At 66.2% G+C, this 15,130-nt stretch carries 15 protein-coding genes; 7 read left to right on the plus strand and 8 right to left on the minus strand.

The features are described 5' to 3' along the window. Positions 1-48: 48 nt before the first annotated feature. Complete coding sequence (locus C8C95_RS17170; protein ID WP_056061629.1) at positions 49-696, plus strand: DedA family protein; 648 nt, start codon at positions 49-51, stop codon at positions 694-696. 113 nt (positions 697-809) lie between these two features. Here C8C95_RS17170 and C8C95_RS17175 read toward each other — a convergent pair whose 3' ends face one another. Beyond that, complete coding sequence (locus C8C95_RS17175) at positions 810-1,049, minus strand: glycine zipper 2TM domain-containing protein (protein ID WP_056061634.1); 240 nt, start codon at positions 1,047-1,049, stop codon at positions 810-812. A 245-nt stretch (positions 1,050-1,294) separates the two neighbouring features. Here C8C95_RS17175 and C8C95_RS17180 point away from each other — a divergent pair, with 245 nt between their 5' ends. Then, complete coding sequence (locus tag C8C95_RS17180) at positions 1,295-2,875, plus strand: methyl-accepting chemotaxis protein (protein WP_116749369.1); 1,581 nt, start codon at positions 1,295-1,297, stop codon at positions 2,873-2,875. A gap of 82 nt (positions 2,876-2,957) precedes the next feature. Here the strand turns inward: C8C95_RS17180 and C8C95_RS17185 are convergent, their stop codons facing one another. The 3 genes from C8C95_RS17185 to tsaE all read right to left on the minus strand — a co-directional run bounded on the left by C8C95_RS17185 (position 2,958) and on the right by tsaE (position 5,383). Continuing rightward, entirely contained in the window at positions 2,958-3,299 is a 342-nt protein-coding gene (locus tag C8C95_RS17185; protein ID WP_116749370.1) for a cupin domain-containing protein, read from the minus strand. Positions 3,300-3,418: 119 nt separating this feature from the next. Continuing rightward, the gene (locus tag C8C95_RS17190) at positions 3,419-4,858 is read right to left on the minus strand and encodes an N-acetylmuramoyl-L-alanine amidase (RefSeq protein WP_056743447.1); all 1,440 of its coding nucleotides are present in this window, start codon (positions 4,856-4,858) and stop codon (positions 3,419-3,421) included. Between the two features lie 6 nt (positions 4,859-4,864). Then, entirely contained in the window at positions 4,865-5,383 is a 519-nt protein-coding gene (gene tsaE, locus C8C95_RS17195) for a tRNA (adenosine(37)-N6)-threonylcarbamoyltransferase complex ATPase subunit type 1 TsaE (protein WP_116749371.1), read from the minus strand. A gap of 12 nt (positions 5,384-5,395) precedes the next feature. Between tsaE and queG the strand changes: the two genes are divergently transcribed. Further along, on the plus strand, positions 5,396-6,445 hold the full coding sequence (gene queG / locus C8C95_RS17200; protein WP_116749372.1) for a tRNA epoxyqueuosine(34) reductase QueG: 1,050 nt from the start codon (positions 5,396-5,398) through the stop codon (positions 6,443-6,445). Positions 6,446-6,535: 90 nt separating this feature from the next. Here queG and C8C95_RS17205 read toward each other — a convergent pair whose 3' ends face one another. Both C8C95_RS17205 and C8C95_RS17210 read right to left on the minus strand, forming a co-directional pair. Further along, positions 6,536-7,183, minus strand: a complete 648-nt coding sequence (locus C8C95_RS17205) for a GDSL-type esterase/lipase family protein (protein ID WP_116749373.1) — start codon at positions 7,181-7,183, stop codon at positions 6,536-6,538. Beyond that, positions 7,180-8,085, minus strand: coding sequence for an AEC family transporter (locus C8C95_RS17210; protein WP_116749374.1), 906 nt, complete (start codon positions 8,083-8,085; stop codon positions 7,180-7,182). The genes C8C95_RS17205 and C8C95_RS17210 overlap by 4 nt, the downstream gene beginning before the upstream one ends. Positions 8,086-8,272: 187 nt before the next feature. Between C8C95_RS17210 and C8C95_RS17215 the strand changes: the two genes are divergently transcribed. The 4 genes from C8C95_RS17215 to C8C95_RS17230 all read left to right on the plus strand — a co-directional run bounded on the left by C8C95_RS17215 (position 8,273) and on the right by C8C95_RS17230 (position 12,298). Continuing rightward, positions 8,273-9,238, plus strand: coding sequence for a tripartite tricarboxylate transporter substrate binding protein BugE (locus C8C95_RS17215; protein ID WP_056061659.1), 966 nt, complete (start codon positions 8,273-8,275; stop codon positions 9,236-9,238). 88 nt (positions 9,239-9,326) lie between these two features. Continuing rightward, positions 9,327-10,226 carry a site-specific tyrosine recombinase XerD gene (gene xerD, locus C8C95_RS17220; RefSeq protein WP_116749375.1) on the plus strand — a complete coding sequence of 300 codons (900 nt, stop codon included), beginning with the start codon at positions 9,327-9,329 and terminating at the stop codon, positions 10,224-10,226. Positions 10,227-10,301: 75 nt separating this feature from the next. After that, positions 10,302-11,264 carry a tripartite tricarboxylate transporter substrate binding protein gene (locus C8C95_RS17225; protein WP_056061664.1) on the plus strand — a complete coding sequence of 321 codons (963 nt, stop codon included), beginning with the start codon at positions 10,302-10,304 and terminating at the stop codon, positions 11,262-11,264. A gap of 50 nt (positions 11,265-11,314) precedes the next feature. Then, positions 11,315-12,298 carry a tripartite tricarboxylate transporter substrate binding protein gene (locus C8C95_RS17230; RefSeq protein WP_060986431.1) on the plus strand — a complete coding sequence of 328 codons (984 nt, stop codon included), beginning with the start codon at positions 11,315-11,317 and terminating at the stop codon, positions 12,296-12,298. Positions 12,299-12,381: 83 nt separating this feature from the next. Here the strand turns inward: C8C95_RS17230 and C8C95_RS17235 are convergent, their stop codons facing one another. Continuing rightward, on the minus strand, positions 12,382-13,662 hold the full coding sequence (locus C8C95_RS17235) for an HDOD domain-containing protein (RefSeq protein WP_056061670.1): 1,281 nt from the start codon (positions 13,660-13,662) through the stop codon (positions 12,382-12,384). Between the two features lie 101 nt (positions 13,663-13,763). Beyond that, positions 13,764-15,029: an HDOD domain-containing protein gene (locus tag C8C95_RS17240; RefSeq protein WP_056061672.1), complete on the minus strand. Its 1,266-nt coding sequence runs from the start codon at positions 15,027-15,029 to the stop codon at positions 13,764-13,766. Positions 15,030-15,130 lie beyond the last annotated feature (101 nt).

The following is a 15,130-nucleotide window of genomic DNA, read 5'->3' on the forward strand; positions in this document are numbered from 1 at the left end:
GATAATGCGCCCACCTTTTTTCCGCGCCGCGCCCAGGCCCGCCTTTTCATGGAACTTGTCACTTTTCTCATCGACTTCATCCTGCATGTGGACAAGTATCTGGAGGCGTTTGTGCAGGCCTATGGCATGTGGGTGTACGCCCTGCTGTTTGCCATTGTGTTTGTCGAGACAGGCCTGGTGGTGATGCCGTTCTTGCCGGGCGACTCGCTGCTGTTCATCGTGGGCGCGCTGTGTGGTGCCGGCATGATGAGCTTTCCGCTGGCGTGCGCGGTGCTGCTGGCGGCGGCCATCTTGGGCGACCAGTGCAACTACTCCATCGGTCGCTACTTTGGCCCCAAGGTGTTCCAGTGGGAGGATTCGCGCTGGTTCAACCGCCGGGCGTTCAACCAGGCGCACGAGTTTTACGAGCGCTACGGTGGCATCACCATCGTGATCGCGCGTTTCATGCCCTTCATCCGCACGTTTGCGCCCTTCGTGGCAGGCGTGGCGGAAATGAATCGCGCCAAGTTCACCGCCTACAACGTGGGCGGGGCGCTGCTGTGGGTGCTGGGCATTGCCACGGCCGGGTACTTCTTCGGCAACTTTGCGTGGGTCAAGGAGAACCTGGACAAGATCATCTGGGCGATGATTTTTGTGCCGGGCCTGATCGCCATCTTTGGCGCCTGGCGCGCCGGGCGCCAGGCCCGCACAGCCTGACAGACAGCGAATTTGCTACAAATAAAAGAGCGGAAGGCGCATGATTTACATGCGCCTTCCGCTCTTTTTATGCCCAGATCAACGCTCTGGGCGGGGAGGGAAGTCCCAGAGGCTTAACGGCGGTAAGGGCGGCGTTGGTCGCGGTCTTCGCCCACTTCATGGCCGATGAGGGCGCCGGCAGCGGCACCGCCGATGGTGCCCACAGGGCCGCCGAAGATGGCGTTACCGGCAACGCCGCCGACCACGGCGCCGACGCCAGTGCCGACCTGGGCGTTGGTGGGGTTGGATGCACAACCACCCAGTGCCAGGGCCGCAGTGCAGGTAGTCGCAAGAAGAATGTGACGGATGTTCATGGCGAGATTCCTTGATGGTTGTGGAGTCAGGCCGTGGTCCCCAATCCGCGGTAGCGGCTGAAGCTCGACCTGTGCCTCTACTGTGGCTGCCCGGCCGCGCGGTGGCTGTAGGCAGGCAAGGGTGCTGGGTGTAGGACAGGCGGCACAGGCGGAACTAAGGGTTTCCCTGCGCCTGTCGCTGTTGCCAACCGGGTTGCGCAGGCAGATCATTTCCTTGTCATACAAAACTTACACAAGGACACGCGATGACCCAGCACATCCAGCAAGCCGGCCGTGGCGGCGTGGGCACCCAGCTGACGGTGGCGCAGCAGATCGGGTTGATTGTGGGCGTGGCGGTGCTGGCGCTGGTGGTCGTCCTGGCGCTGAGCCTGGTGCGTGTGCAGCGCCTGGGTGCCACGGTGGATCAGCTGGCCACCGAGCAGGTGGAGCGGCTGCAACTGGCGCTGCGCTGGCGCAGCAACATCGCCGTCAATTCCACGCGTGTGTTCTCCATCGCCCAGACCGAGGGCGATGACCTCCAGAACTATTTCAAGGAGGCAGTGGCCGCCACCACCGCCGACACCAGCAAGGTGCAAAAGCGCTATACCGAGCTGGAAAACAGCCCGGAGGGCCTGCGCATCCAGGAAGAACTGGCCACCATCCGCAAGTCGTACCTGGAGTCGCGGGACAAGTCGCTGGAGCTGAAAAAGGCGGGTGACATGGCCCAGGCGCGGGCCTATGCGCTGGGCACGTTTGCGCCAGTGCTGGACAAGTACAACGCCGTCGCCGACAAGATGGTGGATTACCAGGTGCGCCGCTCGGCCGAGCAGGCGGCCGAGGCGGCAGAGCTCATCCAGTCCTACCGCATGACCGTGCTGGTGGCGGGTTTGGCAGGGCTGGCGCTGCTGGTGGTGCTGTCGTGGGTGGTGGTGCAGCGCATCCGCCGCTCCCTGGGGGCGGTGAGCGCGGTGGCGCAGCGCATTGGCGAGGGTGACCTGTCCCAACCCATCGAGGTGCAAGGGCGTGGCGAGGTGGCCGAGATGATGCGTGCCATGCAGGGCATGCAGAGCTCGCTGGTGCGCATCGTGGGCGACGTGCGGCACAGCAGCGACAGCATTGCCACGGGCTCCAGCGAGATCGCGATGGGCAATGCCGACCTGAGCCAGCGCACGGAGGAGCAGGCCAGCAACCTGGAGGAAACGGCCGCCTCCATGGAAGAGATCACCAGCACCGTGAAGAACAATGCCGACACCGCTCGCAAGGCGGCCACGCTGGCCGGCTCGGCATCACAGGCGGCGGTCAAGGGCGGCGAGGTGGTGGGACAGGTGGTGACCACCATGCAGGACATTTCGGCCGCGTCCCGAAAGATCACCGACATCATCAGCGTGATTGATGGCATCGCGTTCCAGACCAACATCCTGGCGCTGAACGCGGCCGTGGAGGCAGCCCGTGCCGGCGAGCAGGGCCGTGGATTTGCCGTGGTGGCCAGCGAGGTGCGCAGCCTGGCCCAGCGCAGCGCCGAGGCGGCCAAGGAGATCAAGGCCCTGATCAGCGCCAGTGTGGAGAAGGTGGAGAACGGCACCCAGCTGGTGAGCAACGCCGGGCAGAGCATGGAAGACATCGTCGCCCAGGTGCAGCGGGTGAGCGACCTGATTGGCGAAATCTCCAGCGCCACGGGCGAGCAGACCATCGGCATCAGCCAGGTGGGCGAGGCGGTGATGCAGCTGGACCAGGTCACCCAGCAGAATGCGGCCCTGGTGGAGCAGAGCGCTGCGGCGGCCGACAGCCTCAAGCACCAGGCGGCGCGGTTGTCAGAGATCGTGAGCGTGTTCCGGCTGGGGCGCTGACCGCCTTCAGTGCCGCACGGTCTTCACCGCCTCAGTCCTTCGGGGCCCGGAGTGCAAAGAAGCCAACGCAGCCAAAGAGGCCTCAGGTTTTCTCCGCAGGCTTGAGGCACATCGTCACCAGCAATGAGGCATGTTCTACCGCTTTGAGCGAATGCAGCGCGCGCGGTGCCAGGTGCACAAAGTCGCCAGGGTGCAGCTGCTGCACGCCCTGGTCGCTCGCAAACTCCACCACACCCTCGATGCACTGAACGGTGGCCTCGCCGGGCGTCTGGTGTTCTTTCATGGATTTGCCCACGGGCAGGACCACCCGCATGACTTCGAGCTGGCCGGCTTTGAGGACGGCGGTGGTGATGGTGTCGGCCAGTCGTGCTCCCAGGGGACGCACGCTGACGATCTGACCAGATTGGGCGTGGGGCAGGGCCATGGCAGTTCTCCTTGCTTGCCAAGGCGCGGTGCGCGCCCGGCCGATGCAGGCTACTGTGCCTGCAGTTGGCAGTGCGCGCAAGGTGGGCTGGCCGTCCCGCGCGCTATGTCCCTGCCTGCCTACACCGACCGGCTGCGCGCCAGTGGCGGGTTCTTGGCAAAGTAGCGCGTGATGCCGCGCATCAGCGCGTCGGCCAGCTGCTCCTGGTAGGCGCTGCTGCGCAGGCGCTTTTCTTCTTCGGGGTTGCTGATGAAGGCGGTTTCGACCAGCACGCTCGGGATGTCAGGCGCCTTGAGCACGGCAAAGCCCGCCTGCTCCACGCGCGGCTTGTGCAGCTTGCCCACGTTGCCGATCTCGCCCAGCAGCACGGTGCCGAGCTTGAGGCTGTCGTTGATCTGCGCGGTGGTGCTCATGTCCAGCAGCGCGCGCTGCACATGCTGGTCCTTGGACTGCACGTTGATGCCGCCCACCAGGTCGGCCTGATTCTCCTTGTTGGCCAGCCAGCGGGCGGCCGTGCTAGAGGCCCCGCCCTGGCTCAGCGCAAACACGCTGGCGCCGCGCGCCTCGGGCGTGGTGAAGGCATCGGCATGGATGGAGACGAACAGGTCGGCCTGCACGCGCCGGGCCTTTTGCACGCGGGTGCCCAGGGGCACAAAGTAGTCGCCGTCGCGCGTGAGGTAGGCGCGCATGGGGTTGCCGCCCACGGTGGTGGCGTTGATGCGGTCGCGCAGCAGGTGGGCCACGCGCAGCACCACGTCTTTTTCGCGGGTGCCGGAGGGGCCAATGGCGCCGGGGTCTTCGCCCCCGTGGCCTGGGTCGAGTGCCACGATGATGATGCGGTCGGTCTCGGTGGCTGTGGGGCGGTTGCCAGGTCTTGAGGGTGCGGCAGGGGCGGCGCTGGGCGCGGGTGCTGCGGCCACCACGGGCGGTTGGGCTGTGGTGCCGGACTGCGCGGGGCCGTTGGCGCGTTGCGCGATCAGGTCGCCCAGCGGGTCGTGCTCTGCGGCGCGGGCTGTGGCCGGTGCGGGCGATGGCGCAGGCGTGGCGGCCGGGCCGCTGGCATCGCGCAGGCGCTCGGCAATCAGTGCCTCCAGCGGGTCCACAGGCGCTGCGGGGTACAGGTCAAACACCAGCCGGTGGCGGTAGGCGGCGACGGGTGGCAGGGTAAACACCTGCGGCATGGCGGGCTGCTTGAGGTCCACCACCAGGCGCACCACCCCCGGTGCGTTCTGGCCCACGCGGATGCCCGCGATGTTGGGGTCGTCAGGTTTGACCTTGGCCACCAGTTCGCGCAGCTCGGGGCTCAGGTCGATGCCCTCGATGTCCACCGCCAGGCGCGGCGGCGAGGTCACGAAGAACTGCTTGGCCACCAGCGCGCCATCGGACTCGATGGTCACCCGCGAGTATTCGGGTGCGGGCCAGACGCGCACGGCCACGATGGTGGCGCCGCGTGCAATCTGCTGTGCGCCCAGCAGCAGCACCAGGCTGCTGGCGCGCAGCACGGCACGGCGCGATGGCTGGGAAGCGGCGTGGCGGTCGGGCAGGGTGGGTTCGTTCACGGTGTCTCAGAGAGCTTGCAGCAGGCTGCGCCCCTTGGCGGTGGGGGCATGCAGCGTGACCTTCCTTTCGGTGTCATCCATTGCTTCAATGTGGATAGCAAGGTCTGCAAGCGGGGTAAGCGCTGCGGCCTTTTCCGGCCATTCTGCCACCTTGAGACCGGGGTTGGCAAAAATGTCCCTGAAACCGGCGTCTTCCCACTCGCGCGGATCGTCAAAACGGTAGAAGTCGAAGTGCCAGATCGAGAGACCCGGCGCCTCGTGGGGCTCCACCACCGCGTAGGTGGGGCTCTTGATGCGGCCCTGCACGCCCAGCGCGCGCAGCAGGTGGCGCACCAGGGTGGTCTTGCCCGCGCCCAGGTCGCCGTGCAGGGTCACGAAGGCGTTGGCCAGCAGGGGCTGGGCGGCCAGGCGCTGGGCAAAGGCGGCGGTGTCTTCCTCGCTGTGCCAGGTGAAATGGCGCGTGGCTTTGGCCGCAGCATCGGTGCCGCTTTCTACAATCTGGCCGGTATGTGGTGCAACAGTCAACTCGTTCCTCAAATGCAGGAGTGGGCCCGCGAGCTGGGATTTTCCCAAATCGGCGTGGCGGGGGTGGACTTGTCTGCGGCCGAGCCGGGTCTTGCGGCCTGGCTGGAGCAGGGGTTCCATGGTGACATGCATTACATGGCATCCCACGGCATGAAGCGCGCGCGCCCGGCCGAACTGGTGCCCGGCACCGTGAGTGTGATCACGGCGCGCATGGATTATTTGCCGCGCGATACCGCCAGGGATGCGCCCGGGGGCTGGCAGGCGGCCGAACTCTCACGCCTGCAGCGCCCGCACGAGGGCATCGTCTCCGTCTACGCCCGGGGCCGGGACTACCACAAGGTGCTGCGCGCCCGTCTGCAAAAGCTCAGCGACCGCATCGCCGAGGCCATCGGCCCGTTTGGCCACCGCGTGTTCACCGACTCCGCGCCGGTGCTGGAGGCCGAGCTGGCCGCGCGCAGCGGCCAGGGCTGGCGCGGCAAGCACACGCTGGTGCTCAACCGAGAGGCGGGGTCCATGTTCTTTCTGGGCGAGATTTATGTGGACATGGCGCTGCCCCAGAGCGAGCCCGTCACCCCGCACTGCGGCAGCTGCAGCGCGTGCATCGACATCTGCCCCACACAGGCCATCGTCGCGCCGTACCGCGTTGACGCGCGGCGCTGCATCTCGTACCTCACCATCGAACACGCCGGGCCCATCCCTGTGGAGCTGCGCCCGCTGATGGGCAACCGCATCTATGGCTGCGACGACTGCCAGCTGATTTGCCCCTGGAACAAGTTTGCGCAGGTCAGCCGCCTGCCGGATTTTGACGAGCGCAAGGGCCTGTCGGGCCAGCAGCTGGTGCACCTGTTTGCGTGGGACGAAGCCACCTTTTTGCGCATGACCGAGGGCGGCCCCATCCGCCGCATCGGCCATGAGCGCTGGCTGCGCAATGTGGCCGTGGCACTGGGCAATGCGCTGCGTGCCACGGGCGATGGGGCCTTGCGCGCTGCGCTGCAGTCGCGGGCCGAGGATGCCAGCGCGCTGGTGCGGGAGCATGTGGCCTGGGCTCTGGACGCTGCTTGAGGGCGTTTTTGGAAGAAATTGCCTGGTAGCGCTAGTGCAATATACCTTGGTAGCTATCAAAATAGGAGTGATCGCCGTTGCTCCGGGTCCTCACTGCACCAGCAGCCCCGTCTGCCGCAAGGTGCCCACCAGCCCCTGGGCGAACTCCGCATATCCGGCAGCATTGGCGTGGATCTGGTCCGACCGCAACCGCTCTTGCGCCAGCACGCTCGACCAGCCTTTGGCATGCAGCGGGATCTTCAGCTCTTCGGCAACTTCCTCGTACAGTGGGTGGTCGCTCAGGCGGCCGGCAGCGGCCATGAGCGACAGCTCCGGCACAGCCACCAGCAGCACCTGGGCGCCGTTGTCCCGTGCCTCGGTGCAGATGCGCAGGATGTTGGTGCGCGCGGTGGCAGCACTCTGGCGACGCAAAAAGTCATTGCCGCCAATGCCCACGATGACCAGCGCGGGCTGGTGCTGTTGCAGCAGGCCCGGCAGGCGCGCCAGCGCCTGGGCCGAGGTGTCGCCCGACACACCGCCGTTGACCACCTTCCAGCCCGTCAGGCGCGCCAGTTCGGCGGGGTAGGCGGTGTCGGCCGAGGCTCCCACGCCCGACGTGAGCGAGTCGCCCAGCGCCAGGACCGTGGCGCCTGCCGGGACGGCCTGGGCACGCGCAGGTTTGCGGCCGCAGGCGACCAGGCCGAACGCGGTGGCCAGGCTGGCGCCGAGCAGCCGCCTGCGGTTCAGACCCCGGCTCATCGCAGCACCCCCAGTGCAAACGGCAGGCTCACGATGCCCAGCAAGGTAGACAGCGTGACCAGCCCCGCCACATACGGCCCGTTGTAGCCCATGCGCGCCGCCAGCACATAGCAGGTCGATGCCGTGGGCAAGGCTGCAAACGCCAGCAGCACCGTGGTCTGCACGGCATCGAGCCCGAACATGCGGGCCATGCCAAACGCCACGAGCGGCTGCACCAGGTGGCGGATGGCCAGCACCGACACGCTCAGCGTCTTGCCCCGCGTGAGCAGACCAAACTGCAGCCCCGCGCCGGCCGCCATCAGGCCCAGCGCGAGCGACGCGGAGCTGATGCGGCTGACCGTGGGCACTGCCCATTCGGGGATCTGAAAGCCCAGCAGATTGGCCACCAGCCCCGAGGCGGTGGCGATGATCAGCGGGTTGCGCAACAGCTCGCGCGCAAAGCTGTGCTGCCCGTGCCGGGCCATGGGCCACACCGCAGCCACATTGAATAGCGGCACACACACGCCGATCAGCACCGCGATCATCAACAGGCCCTGGGTACCTGCCAGCCGCTCGGCAATCGCCAGGCCAATGAAGGAGTTGAAGCGGAACGCCACCTGCGCGCTGGCCGCATGGTCGCGCACATCGATGTGCTTGCCCACCCAGGGCCAGTGCGGCAGGCTGTAGGCCAGAGCGATGCCGATCACGCCCGACAGCATGCCCGCGCCGATCAGCCCCGACGCCGCGCCAATATCCATCGGGCTTTTGACGATGGACTGGAACAGCAGCACCGGGAACAGCAGGTAGTACACCAGGCTCTCCACCGGCTGCCAGACCGAGCGGTTCAGGGCGGTGTACCGGCAGATCAGGTAGCCCAGGAAGATGAGTGAAAAGTCGGGGAGCAGGAGTTGGGCGTAGTTCACACACCGAGAATACTTGATGCATGGCAAGCTGCCCGGGGGCTCCCGGCAGGCTGAATGGGGCAGGGGGACTGCCCACCCCCACTTTGTTTCTAGGGTTAGCCCTTATGTGGAATCCGCAGGGCGGTTTGGCGTGCGTTGGGCATACCATCTGCGCTGTTTGTTGTTACCCCGCACGAAGGAGATTTCCATGCATCGTCGTCAATGGCTTGCGCTGACCGTACTGGCTGCCGCAGCTGGATCGGCTGCCGCACAAGGCTACCCCAACAAGGTGATCCGGCTGGTGGTGCCCTTTGCACCCGGTGGCACCACCGACATCATTGCGCGCGTGATCGCCGAGCCCCTGGGCCGCGTGCTTGGCCAAAGCGTGATCGTGGACAACAAGGCCGGTGGCGGCGGCATTGTGGGTGCGGCCGAACTCGCCCGTGCCACGGCCGACGGCTACACGCTGGGCGTGGCCACTGTGTCCACCACCGCAGCCAACCCCGCCATCAACCCCAAGACGCCGTACAACCCGCTGACGGACTTCTCGCCCATCATCAACATTGCGGCCACCCCCAACATCATTGCGGTGAACCCCAGCTTCCCGGCCAAGGACTACAAGGCGTTTGTGGCGGAACTCAAGAAGTCGCCTGGCAAGTATTCGTACTCGTCGTCCGGCACGGGCGGCATCGGCCACCTGCAGATGGAGCTGTACAAGAACCTCTCGGGCACCTTTGTGACCCACATCCCCTACCGCGGCGCGGGCCCGGCCCTGAACGACACCGTGGCCGGCCAGGTGCCCATGATTTTTGACAACCTGCCCTCGGCGCTGCCCTTCATCAAGGAAAACCGCCTGGTGCCCATCGTCGTGGCAGCGCCCCAGCGCGTAGCGGCCCTGCCCAATGTGCCCACCTTCAAGGAACTGGGCCTGGAGCCGGTGAACCGCATGGCCTACTACGGCATCGTGGGCCCCAAGGGCCTGCCCAAGGATGTGGTGGACAAGATCAACGCCGGTGTGCGCAAGGCCCTGGAAGACCCGGCCGTGAAGAAGCGCATCGAAGACACGGGCTCGCTCGTGATCGGCAACACGCCCGAGCAGTTTGCCGAGCAGATCAAGGCCGAGTTCGCGGTCTACAAGGATGTGGTCGTCAAGCAGAAGCTGACGCTGGAATAAAAGCCACCGCCTCCGTCCCCAGCCGCCTTCGGGCGGCTTTTTTGTGCCCGTGGAGTCGAATGCCCGCGATGCATGCTATGGTTTTTGGATGCTTGCCCCCAGTCTGAACGCCATCGACACCTTTGTGGACGCCCTGTGGCTGGAAGATGGCCTGTCGCGCAACACGCTGGCCGCCTACCGGCGCGACCTGACGCTGTATGCGCAGTGGCTGGCCGACCAGCAGCCCGCCCTGGCGCTGGACGACACGGCCGAACACCACCTGCAGGCCTATTTTGCCGCCCGCCATGCGCAGACCCGCGCCACTTCGGCCAACCGGCGCCTCACGGTGTTACGCCGCTACTTTCACTGGGCGCTGCGCGAGCGGCGCATCACTGCCGACCCCACGGTGCGGCTGCAGGCGGCGCGCCAGCCGCTGCGTGTGCCCAAGACCCTGTCGCAAGCGCAGGTGGAGGCGCTGCTGAACGCGCCCGACCTGGGCAACCCCCTGGGCCTGCGCGACCGCACCATGCTGGAGCTGATGTACGCCAGCGGCCTGCGCGTGACCGAGCTGGTCACGCTCAAGACCTACCAGGTCGGCCTGAACGAAGGCGTGCTGCGCGTGATGGGCAAGGGCAGCAAGGAGCGCCTGGTGCCGTTTGGCGAAGAGGCGCGGGCGTGGCTGGAGCGCTATCTGAACGAAGCCCGCAGCGCCATCCTGGGCGGGCAGCAGACCGACGACCTGTTCGTCACCCAGCGCGGCAGCGGCATGACGCGCGTGATGTTCTGGGTCATTGTGAAGAAGTGGGCGCAGGTGGCGGGCATCACGGTGCCGCTGTCGCCGCACACGCTGCGCCACGCGTTTGCCACGCACCTGCTCAACCACGGCGCCGACCTGCGCGTGGTGCAGCTGCTGCTGGGCCATGCGGATATCTCCACCACCACCATCTACACCCACGTGGCGCGCGAGCGGCTCAAGTCCCTGCACGCGCAGCATCACCCCCGTGGATAGCGTGCAACACCACACTGGCGCGGGCTGATCGGCGCGCCAGACCGGTTTTCCCACACCACAACAAGGAGACATTGCATGAAAAAACTCATCACCAGTGCACTGCTGCTGGGGGCTGCCACCCTGGCCATGGCGCAGGCCTGGCCCACGGCCAAGCCCATCCGCCTCATCGTGGGGTACCCGCCGGGCGGCGGCATCGACTTTGCCGCGCGCACCGTGCAGGTGCCGCTGCAGGAGCTTCTCAAGCAGCAGATCGTGGTGGACTACAAGCCCGGTGCCGGCGGCATGCTGGCGGCGACCGAGCTGACCCGGGCCGCGCCCGATGGCTATACGTTGCTGCTGGCCAATACCGGCCCGTTCGCTATCGCACCGTACTTGCAGCGCAAGATGCCGTACGACCCGCTCAAGCAGTTCAGCTACATCGGCCAGATCAGCCAGGGCAGCTACATCGCGGTCACCCGGCCGGACCACCCTGCCAAGGACCTCAAGGAATGGGTGGCATGGGCCAAGGCCAACGCTGGTAAGGTGAACTTCGCATCGGGCGGCGCGGGCACCTCCACCCACCTGAATGGCGAGCTGATGAGCCAGGCGACAGGGCTGGACGTGACGCATGTGCCCTACAAAGGCAGCGCCCCGGCTGTGCAGGACTTGATCGGCGGACAGACGCAGTTGCTGATCGATGCAGGGCCGGTGCTGCTGCCGCAGGTCAAGGGCGGCAAGCTGAAGGCGCTGGCAGTGACGGGCCCGCGCCGCGACCCGCAGTTGCCCGACGTGCCAACGGTCGCTGAACTTGGGCTCGGCGGCATGGAATCCGTCGGTTTCCAGGGGCTGGTAGGCCCCGCAGGCATGCCCAAGGAGGTGGTGGACAAGCTGGCCGCCGAACTGGCCAAGGTTCTGGCACAGGCGGAGGTGAAGGCCAAGTTCGCGTCCACAGGTTCAGAGGTACATTCTCTGGGACCCACGGAATTCTTCGGCTTTGTGAAGGGCGAGAACGACAAGTGGGCCAAGCTGATCCGCGAGCGCAAGCTCGAACTGGATTGACGGGCGGACCTGACGGCTGCCCATCGAACTCCTCACCATTGGCTCTCACCATGAATCTGCTTTTTTCTCGCCGCCAGTGGGTGGCCGCTGCTGCTGTCGCCCTGGTGGTCTCTCCCGTCGTGGCGTCGGCCCAGGCGTGGCCCGCCAAACCCATCCGCATCATCGTGGCCTACCCGGCAGGGGGCGTGAGCGACAACATCGCCCGCGCGCTGGCCGACAAGCTGGCGGTGCAGCTGGGCACCCCTGTGGTCATTGAAAACAAGGCGGGCGCCAGTGGCAGCCTGGGCGTGGACGCGGTGGCCAAAGCCGCGCCGGACGGCTACACGCTGGGCTTTGCAGCGGTCAGTCCCCTGGCGCTCAACCCGCACCTGGGTAAGTCTCCCTTCGATCCGCAGAAGGACATCGCGCCAGTGGTCAGCGTGATGTATTCGCCGGTGTTGCTGCTGGGCACGCCCGCGAGCCGGGCGACCGACTTCAAGGACCTGATTGCCCGCGCGCGGGCCCAGCCCGGCACGGTGCGCTGGGCCACGTCGGGGCAGGCGTCGCTGGGACACATCATGCTGGAGCAGATCCAGTCGGTGGCGCAGGTGCAGATCACGCACATCCCATACAAAGGCGGCGGGCAGCAGATGAATGACGCGCTGGGCGGGCAGTTTGAGGTGCTATCGACCAACGCCGGCCCAGCGGTGCTGCAGCACATCCAGGCGGGCAAGCTCAAGCCGCTGGCGGTGGGGGCTCCGGCGCGGCTGGATTCGCTGCCCCAGGTGCCCACACTGGCCGAGCTGGGTCAGCCAGCGGCCAACCTCTCGTCCCTGTTTGGCCTCTATGCCCCGGCCCAGACGCCCAAGACGGTCATCACACGCATCAATACCGAGGTGAACAAGGCGTTGGCCCTGCCAGACATTCGCGCCAAGCTCGATGCCACCGACAACGTGCCCACAGGTGGCACCACGGCCGAGTTCGCGCGCCAGATTGCACTGGAGTCCGAAAATAACGCGCGCATCATCCGCGCGGCAGGAATTCAGGGCAACTGACCGTGTGCAGGGGTGTTGAGCCCCAGAAACGCCACAGGCCCTGTCAAAGCAGGGCCTGTGGGCTTTTAAGGGGAAGGGCGGGACTATTCTTCGTTCAGGCTCTCGGCCCAGGTCAGCGCCTGCAGGTGGGCCCAGTTCACCTGGCGGTTGGACAGGTGCAGCGCATCGGCGTTCTTGGCAAAGGCCACTTCATCGCCGCTTTCGCAGGCCTTGGTCAGCTCCAGGAACGGGGCAAACACGCCGGTGCCACGCAGCAGGGCGTCCATCACGGGTTCGGGCAGGGCCACGGACTCCAGCGCCTTTTCGAGCGGCACGCCCAGCATGGTGTCCAGCAGCGAGAACACGCCCACGACGAAGGCGTTGTCGCATTCTTCGGGCGGCAGCAGCTCGGCAGCCAGCAGCTCCATCAGGCGGCCGCGCACCACGGCGGTCTGGCCCACGGCCGGTGGTGCACCACCGGCACGCGAGGTGGTCATCAAGAGGGCTGCCCAGCGGAACAGCTTTTTCAGCCCCAGGATCATCACCGCATGGCGGAACGAGGTGATCTCGCACGACAGGCCAAAACCCGACGAGTTGATGAAACGCAGCAGGTTGAAAGACAGGGTGGGGTCTTTCTTGAGCAGGTCTTCGATCTCCGCCGTGCTGGCCTGTTTGCGCACCAGGTTGATGAGCTGAATGATGGTGGCCTGCGAGGGGCGGATGGTGGTGGCCTTGACCAGCGAGGGATGCGCAAACCAGTAGCCCTGGAACAGCTTGACGCCCAGATCGCGCATCAGCTCGTATTGCGCAGCCGTTTCGACCTTTTCGGCCACCAGCGTGGCCTTGCTGTGGGTGGTGGCAAATTTGACCAAAGGGGCCGCCAGCTCGGGCTTGAAGGCCTGCATGTCCAGCTTGATGAACGCCGCCATCGGCAGCCAGCTGGTGTAGGCGCGCTTGAGGGCCTGCTGGTCAAACGCGAGGCGAAAGCCGCGTGTGCGCAACGCCTCCAGCGTGGGCACGCGGCCTTCGATTTCTTCGGGGGTGGCGCTGTCGGGCAGCGGTGGCACCTCCAGCACCACCTTTTCGGGGTGGATCAGCTCCAGGTGGCCGCCCGAGAGGCTGTCATGCGTGCAGTTGATGAACACCGTCTTCTTGCCGACCAGAGCCTCGGTGCCCGCGTAGGACAGGGCATTGAACAGCAGGGCTGCATCGCTGGCGGCGGTGTGTGAGTCGGACGCGGTGGAGCGGTCGAACAGCTCGTAGCCATAGACCGCGCGGCTTTCGTCCACGATGGCCTGGCGCGCAATGATGGCAAGGTTCTCGTCCACGGGATCGACCACAGGCGCTGCGGCGTCCGGGGTGTCTTGTTCGGGTGTGCTCGACATGGGGTCCACTGAAATGAAGGGCTGACGATCATTCTAGACCGCCGGGCGTTGCCAGAGAACCAAAGTCTGACCGGGGGCCGCCAGTGTGGCGGCGATACCTGTCAGTCGCTGATGTGGTCGGCCCAGGCCAGCGCCTGCAGGTGGGCAAAGTTGATCTGCTGGCTGGTCAGGTGCAGCAGGCCGGCAGCGCGGTCAAACACGGCGTCGTCGCTGGACTCGCAGGCCTCCGCCAGGGTCAGCAGGTCACCCAGGAAACCTTCGCGCCGCAGCAGCGCGGCCGCCACGGGTTCGGGCACGTTGAGCAGGCCAATCGCCGACTCCATGGGCATGGAGAGCATCACATCCAGCAACGAGAAGATGCCCACCACAAAGGCCTGGTCGGCTTCCTCGGGGGGCAGTGTCTCCAGTGCCAGCAGCTCCATCAGGCGCCCGCGCACCACGGCGGTGTGGCCCACCGACGACGGCGTACCGTTGTTGCGCGACGCGGTCAGCAGCAGCGCCGCCCAGCGGAACAGCTTTTTCAGGCCCATGAGCATCACGGCCTGGCGGAAGGAGGTGATCTCGCGCGACAGGCCAAAGCCGGCGGAGTTGATGAGGCGCATCAGGTTGAAGGCCAGGCCCGCATCCTTCTTGAGCACTTCTTCGATCTCGTCGGTGCTGGCCTGTTTGCGCACCTGGTTGATCAGCTCGATGATGCTGGCCTGCGACGGCGTGAGCAGCTTGGTCTCGACCAGGGCAGGGCGGGCAAACCAGTAGCCCTGGAACAGCTGCACTCCCTGGCTGGACACCATGTCGTACTGCTGGGCCGTCTCCACCTTCTCGGCGATCAGTTCGGCCTTGCAGTGGCGGCCCGCGTAGCTGATCAGCACCGCGAGCTGGTCGGGCGCCAGCACCGACAGGTCCAGCTTGATGTAGTCCGCCAGCGGCAGCCACGGCGCATACGCCGACTGCAGCACCGTGTGGTTGAAGGCCAGGTGAAAGCCCCGGTCGCGCAGCTCGGTCAGGATGGGCAGGCGCGTGGCGACCTCTTCGGCGGCCGCATGGCCCAGGGGCGGAATCTCCAGCACCACCTTGTCGGGGTCTACCAGCTCCAGGTGGCCGCCCGACAAGCTTTCGTGGGTGCAGTTGACGAAGATCAGCTTCTTGCCCACCAGCTCCTCGGTGCCGGCGTGCGACAGGGCGGTGAACACCAGGATCACGTCGGTGGCGGCCGTGTGGGCGGCGCCGCTGCGCGAGCGGTTGAACAGCTCGTAGCCCACCACCACCTGTTGCGCATTCACGATGGCTTGGCGCGCAATCATGGCGACCGACGATTGGTTGCCCGGTGGTGGCGCGGGCGGTGTGCCAGGGGTGAAGGCTTGGGTCATGGGTGTGGGCTTGGTGTTCTTGAAAGAGGGTGCGCTGGCCCGCTGGGGGCATCGCCAAGAATTGTAGGAGCCATCGTATTCCCCTCAGATCGTCAACACAT

The sequence above is a fragment of the Acidovorax sp. 99 genome (assembly GCF_003096455.1).
Lineage (GTDB): Bacteria > Pseudomonadota > Gammaproteobacteria > Burkholderiales > Burkholderiaceae_C > Acidovorax > Acidovorax delafieldii.

Bases quoted from the DNA above. Each gene is read 5' to 3' on its own strand.
- C8C95_RS17170 (WP_056061629.1), top strand. From the start codon at position 49: ATGGAACTTGTCACTTTTCTCATCGACTTCATCCTGCATGTGGACAAG.
- C8C95_RS17175 (WP_056061634.1), bottom strand. From the start codon at position 1,049: ATGAACATCCGTCACATTCTTCTTGCGACTACCTGCACTGCGGCCCTG.
- C8C95_RS17180 (WP_116749369.1), top strand. From the start codon at position 1,295: ATGACCCAGCACATCCAGCAAGCCGGCCGTGGCGGCGTGGGCACCCAG.
- C8C95_RS17185 (WP_116749370.1), bottom strand. From the start codon at position 3,299: ATGGCCCTGCCCCACGCCCAATCTGGTCAGATCGTCAGCGTGCGTCCC.
- queG (WP_116749372.1), top strand. From the start codon at position 5,396: ATGCAGGAGTGGGCCCGCGAGCTGGGATTTTCCCAAATCGGCGTGGCG.
- C8C95_RS17205 (WP_116749373.1), bottom strand. From the start codon at position 7,183: ATGAGCCGGGGTCTGAACCGCAGGCGGCTGCTCGGCGCCAGCCTGGCC.
- C8C95_RS17215 (WP_056061659.1), top strand. From the start codon at position 8,273: ATGCATCGTCGTCAATGGCTTGCGCTGACCGTACTGGCTGCCGCAGCT.
- xerD (WP_116749375.1), top strand. From the start codon at position 9,327: ATGCTTGCCCCCAGTCTGAACGCCATCGACACCTTTGTGGACGCCCTG.
- C8C95_RS17225 (WP_056061664.1), top strand. From the start codon at position 10,302: ATGAAAAAACTCATCACCAGTGCACTGCTGCTGGGGGCTGCCACCCTG.
- C8C95_RS17230 (WP_060986431.1), top strand. From the start codon at position 11,315: ATGAATCTGCTTTTTTCTCGCCGCCAGTGGGTGGCCGCTGCTGCTGTC.
- C8C95_RS17235 (WP_056061670.1), bottom strand. From the start codon at position 13,662: ATGTCGAGCACACCCGAACAAGACACCCCGGACGCCGCAGCGCCTGTG.
- C8C95_RS17240 (WP_056061672.1), bottom strand. From the start codon at position 15,029: ATGACCCAAGCCTTCACCCCTGGCACACCGCCCGCGCCACCACCGGGC.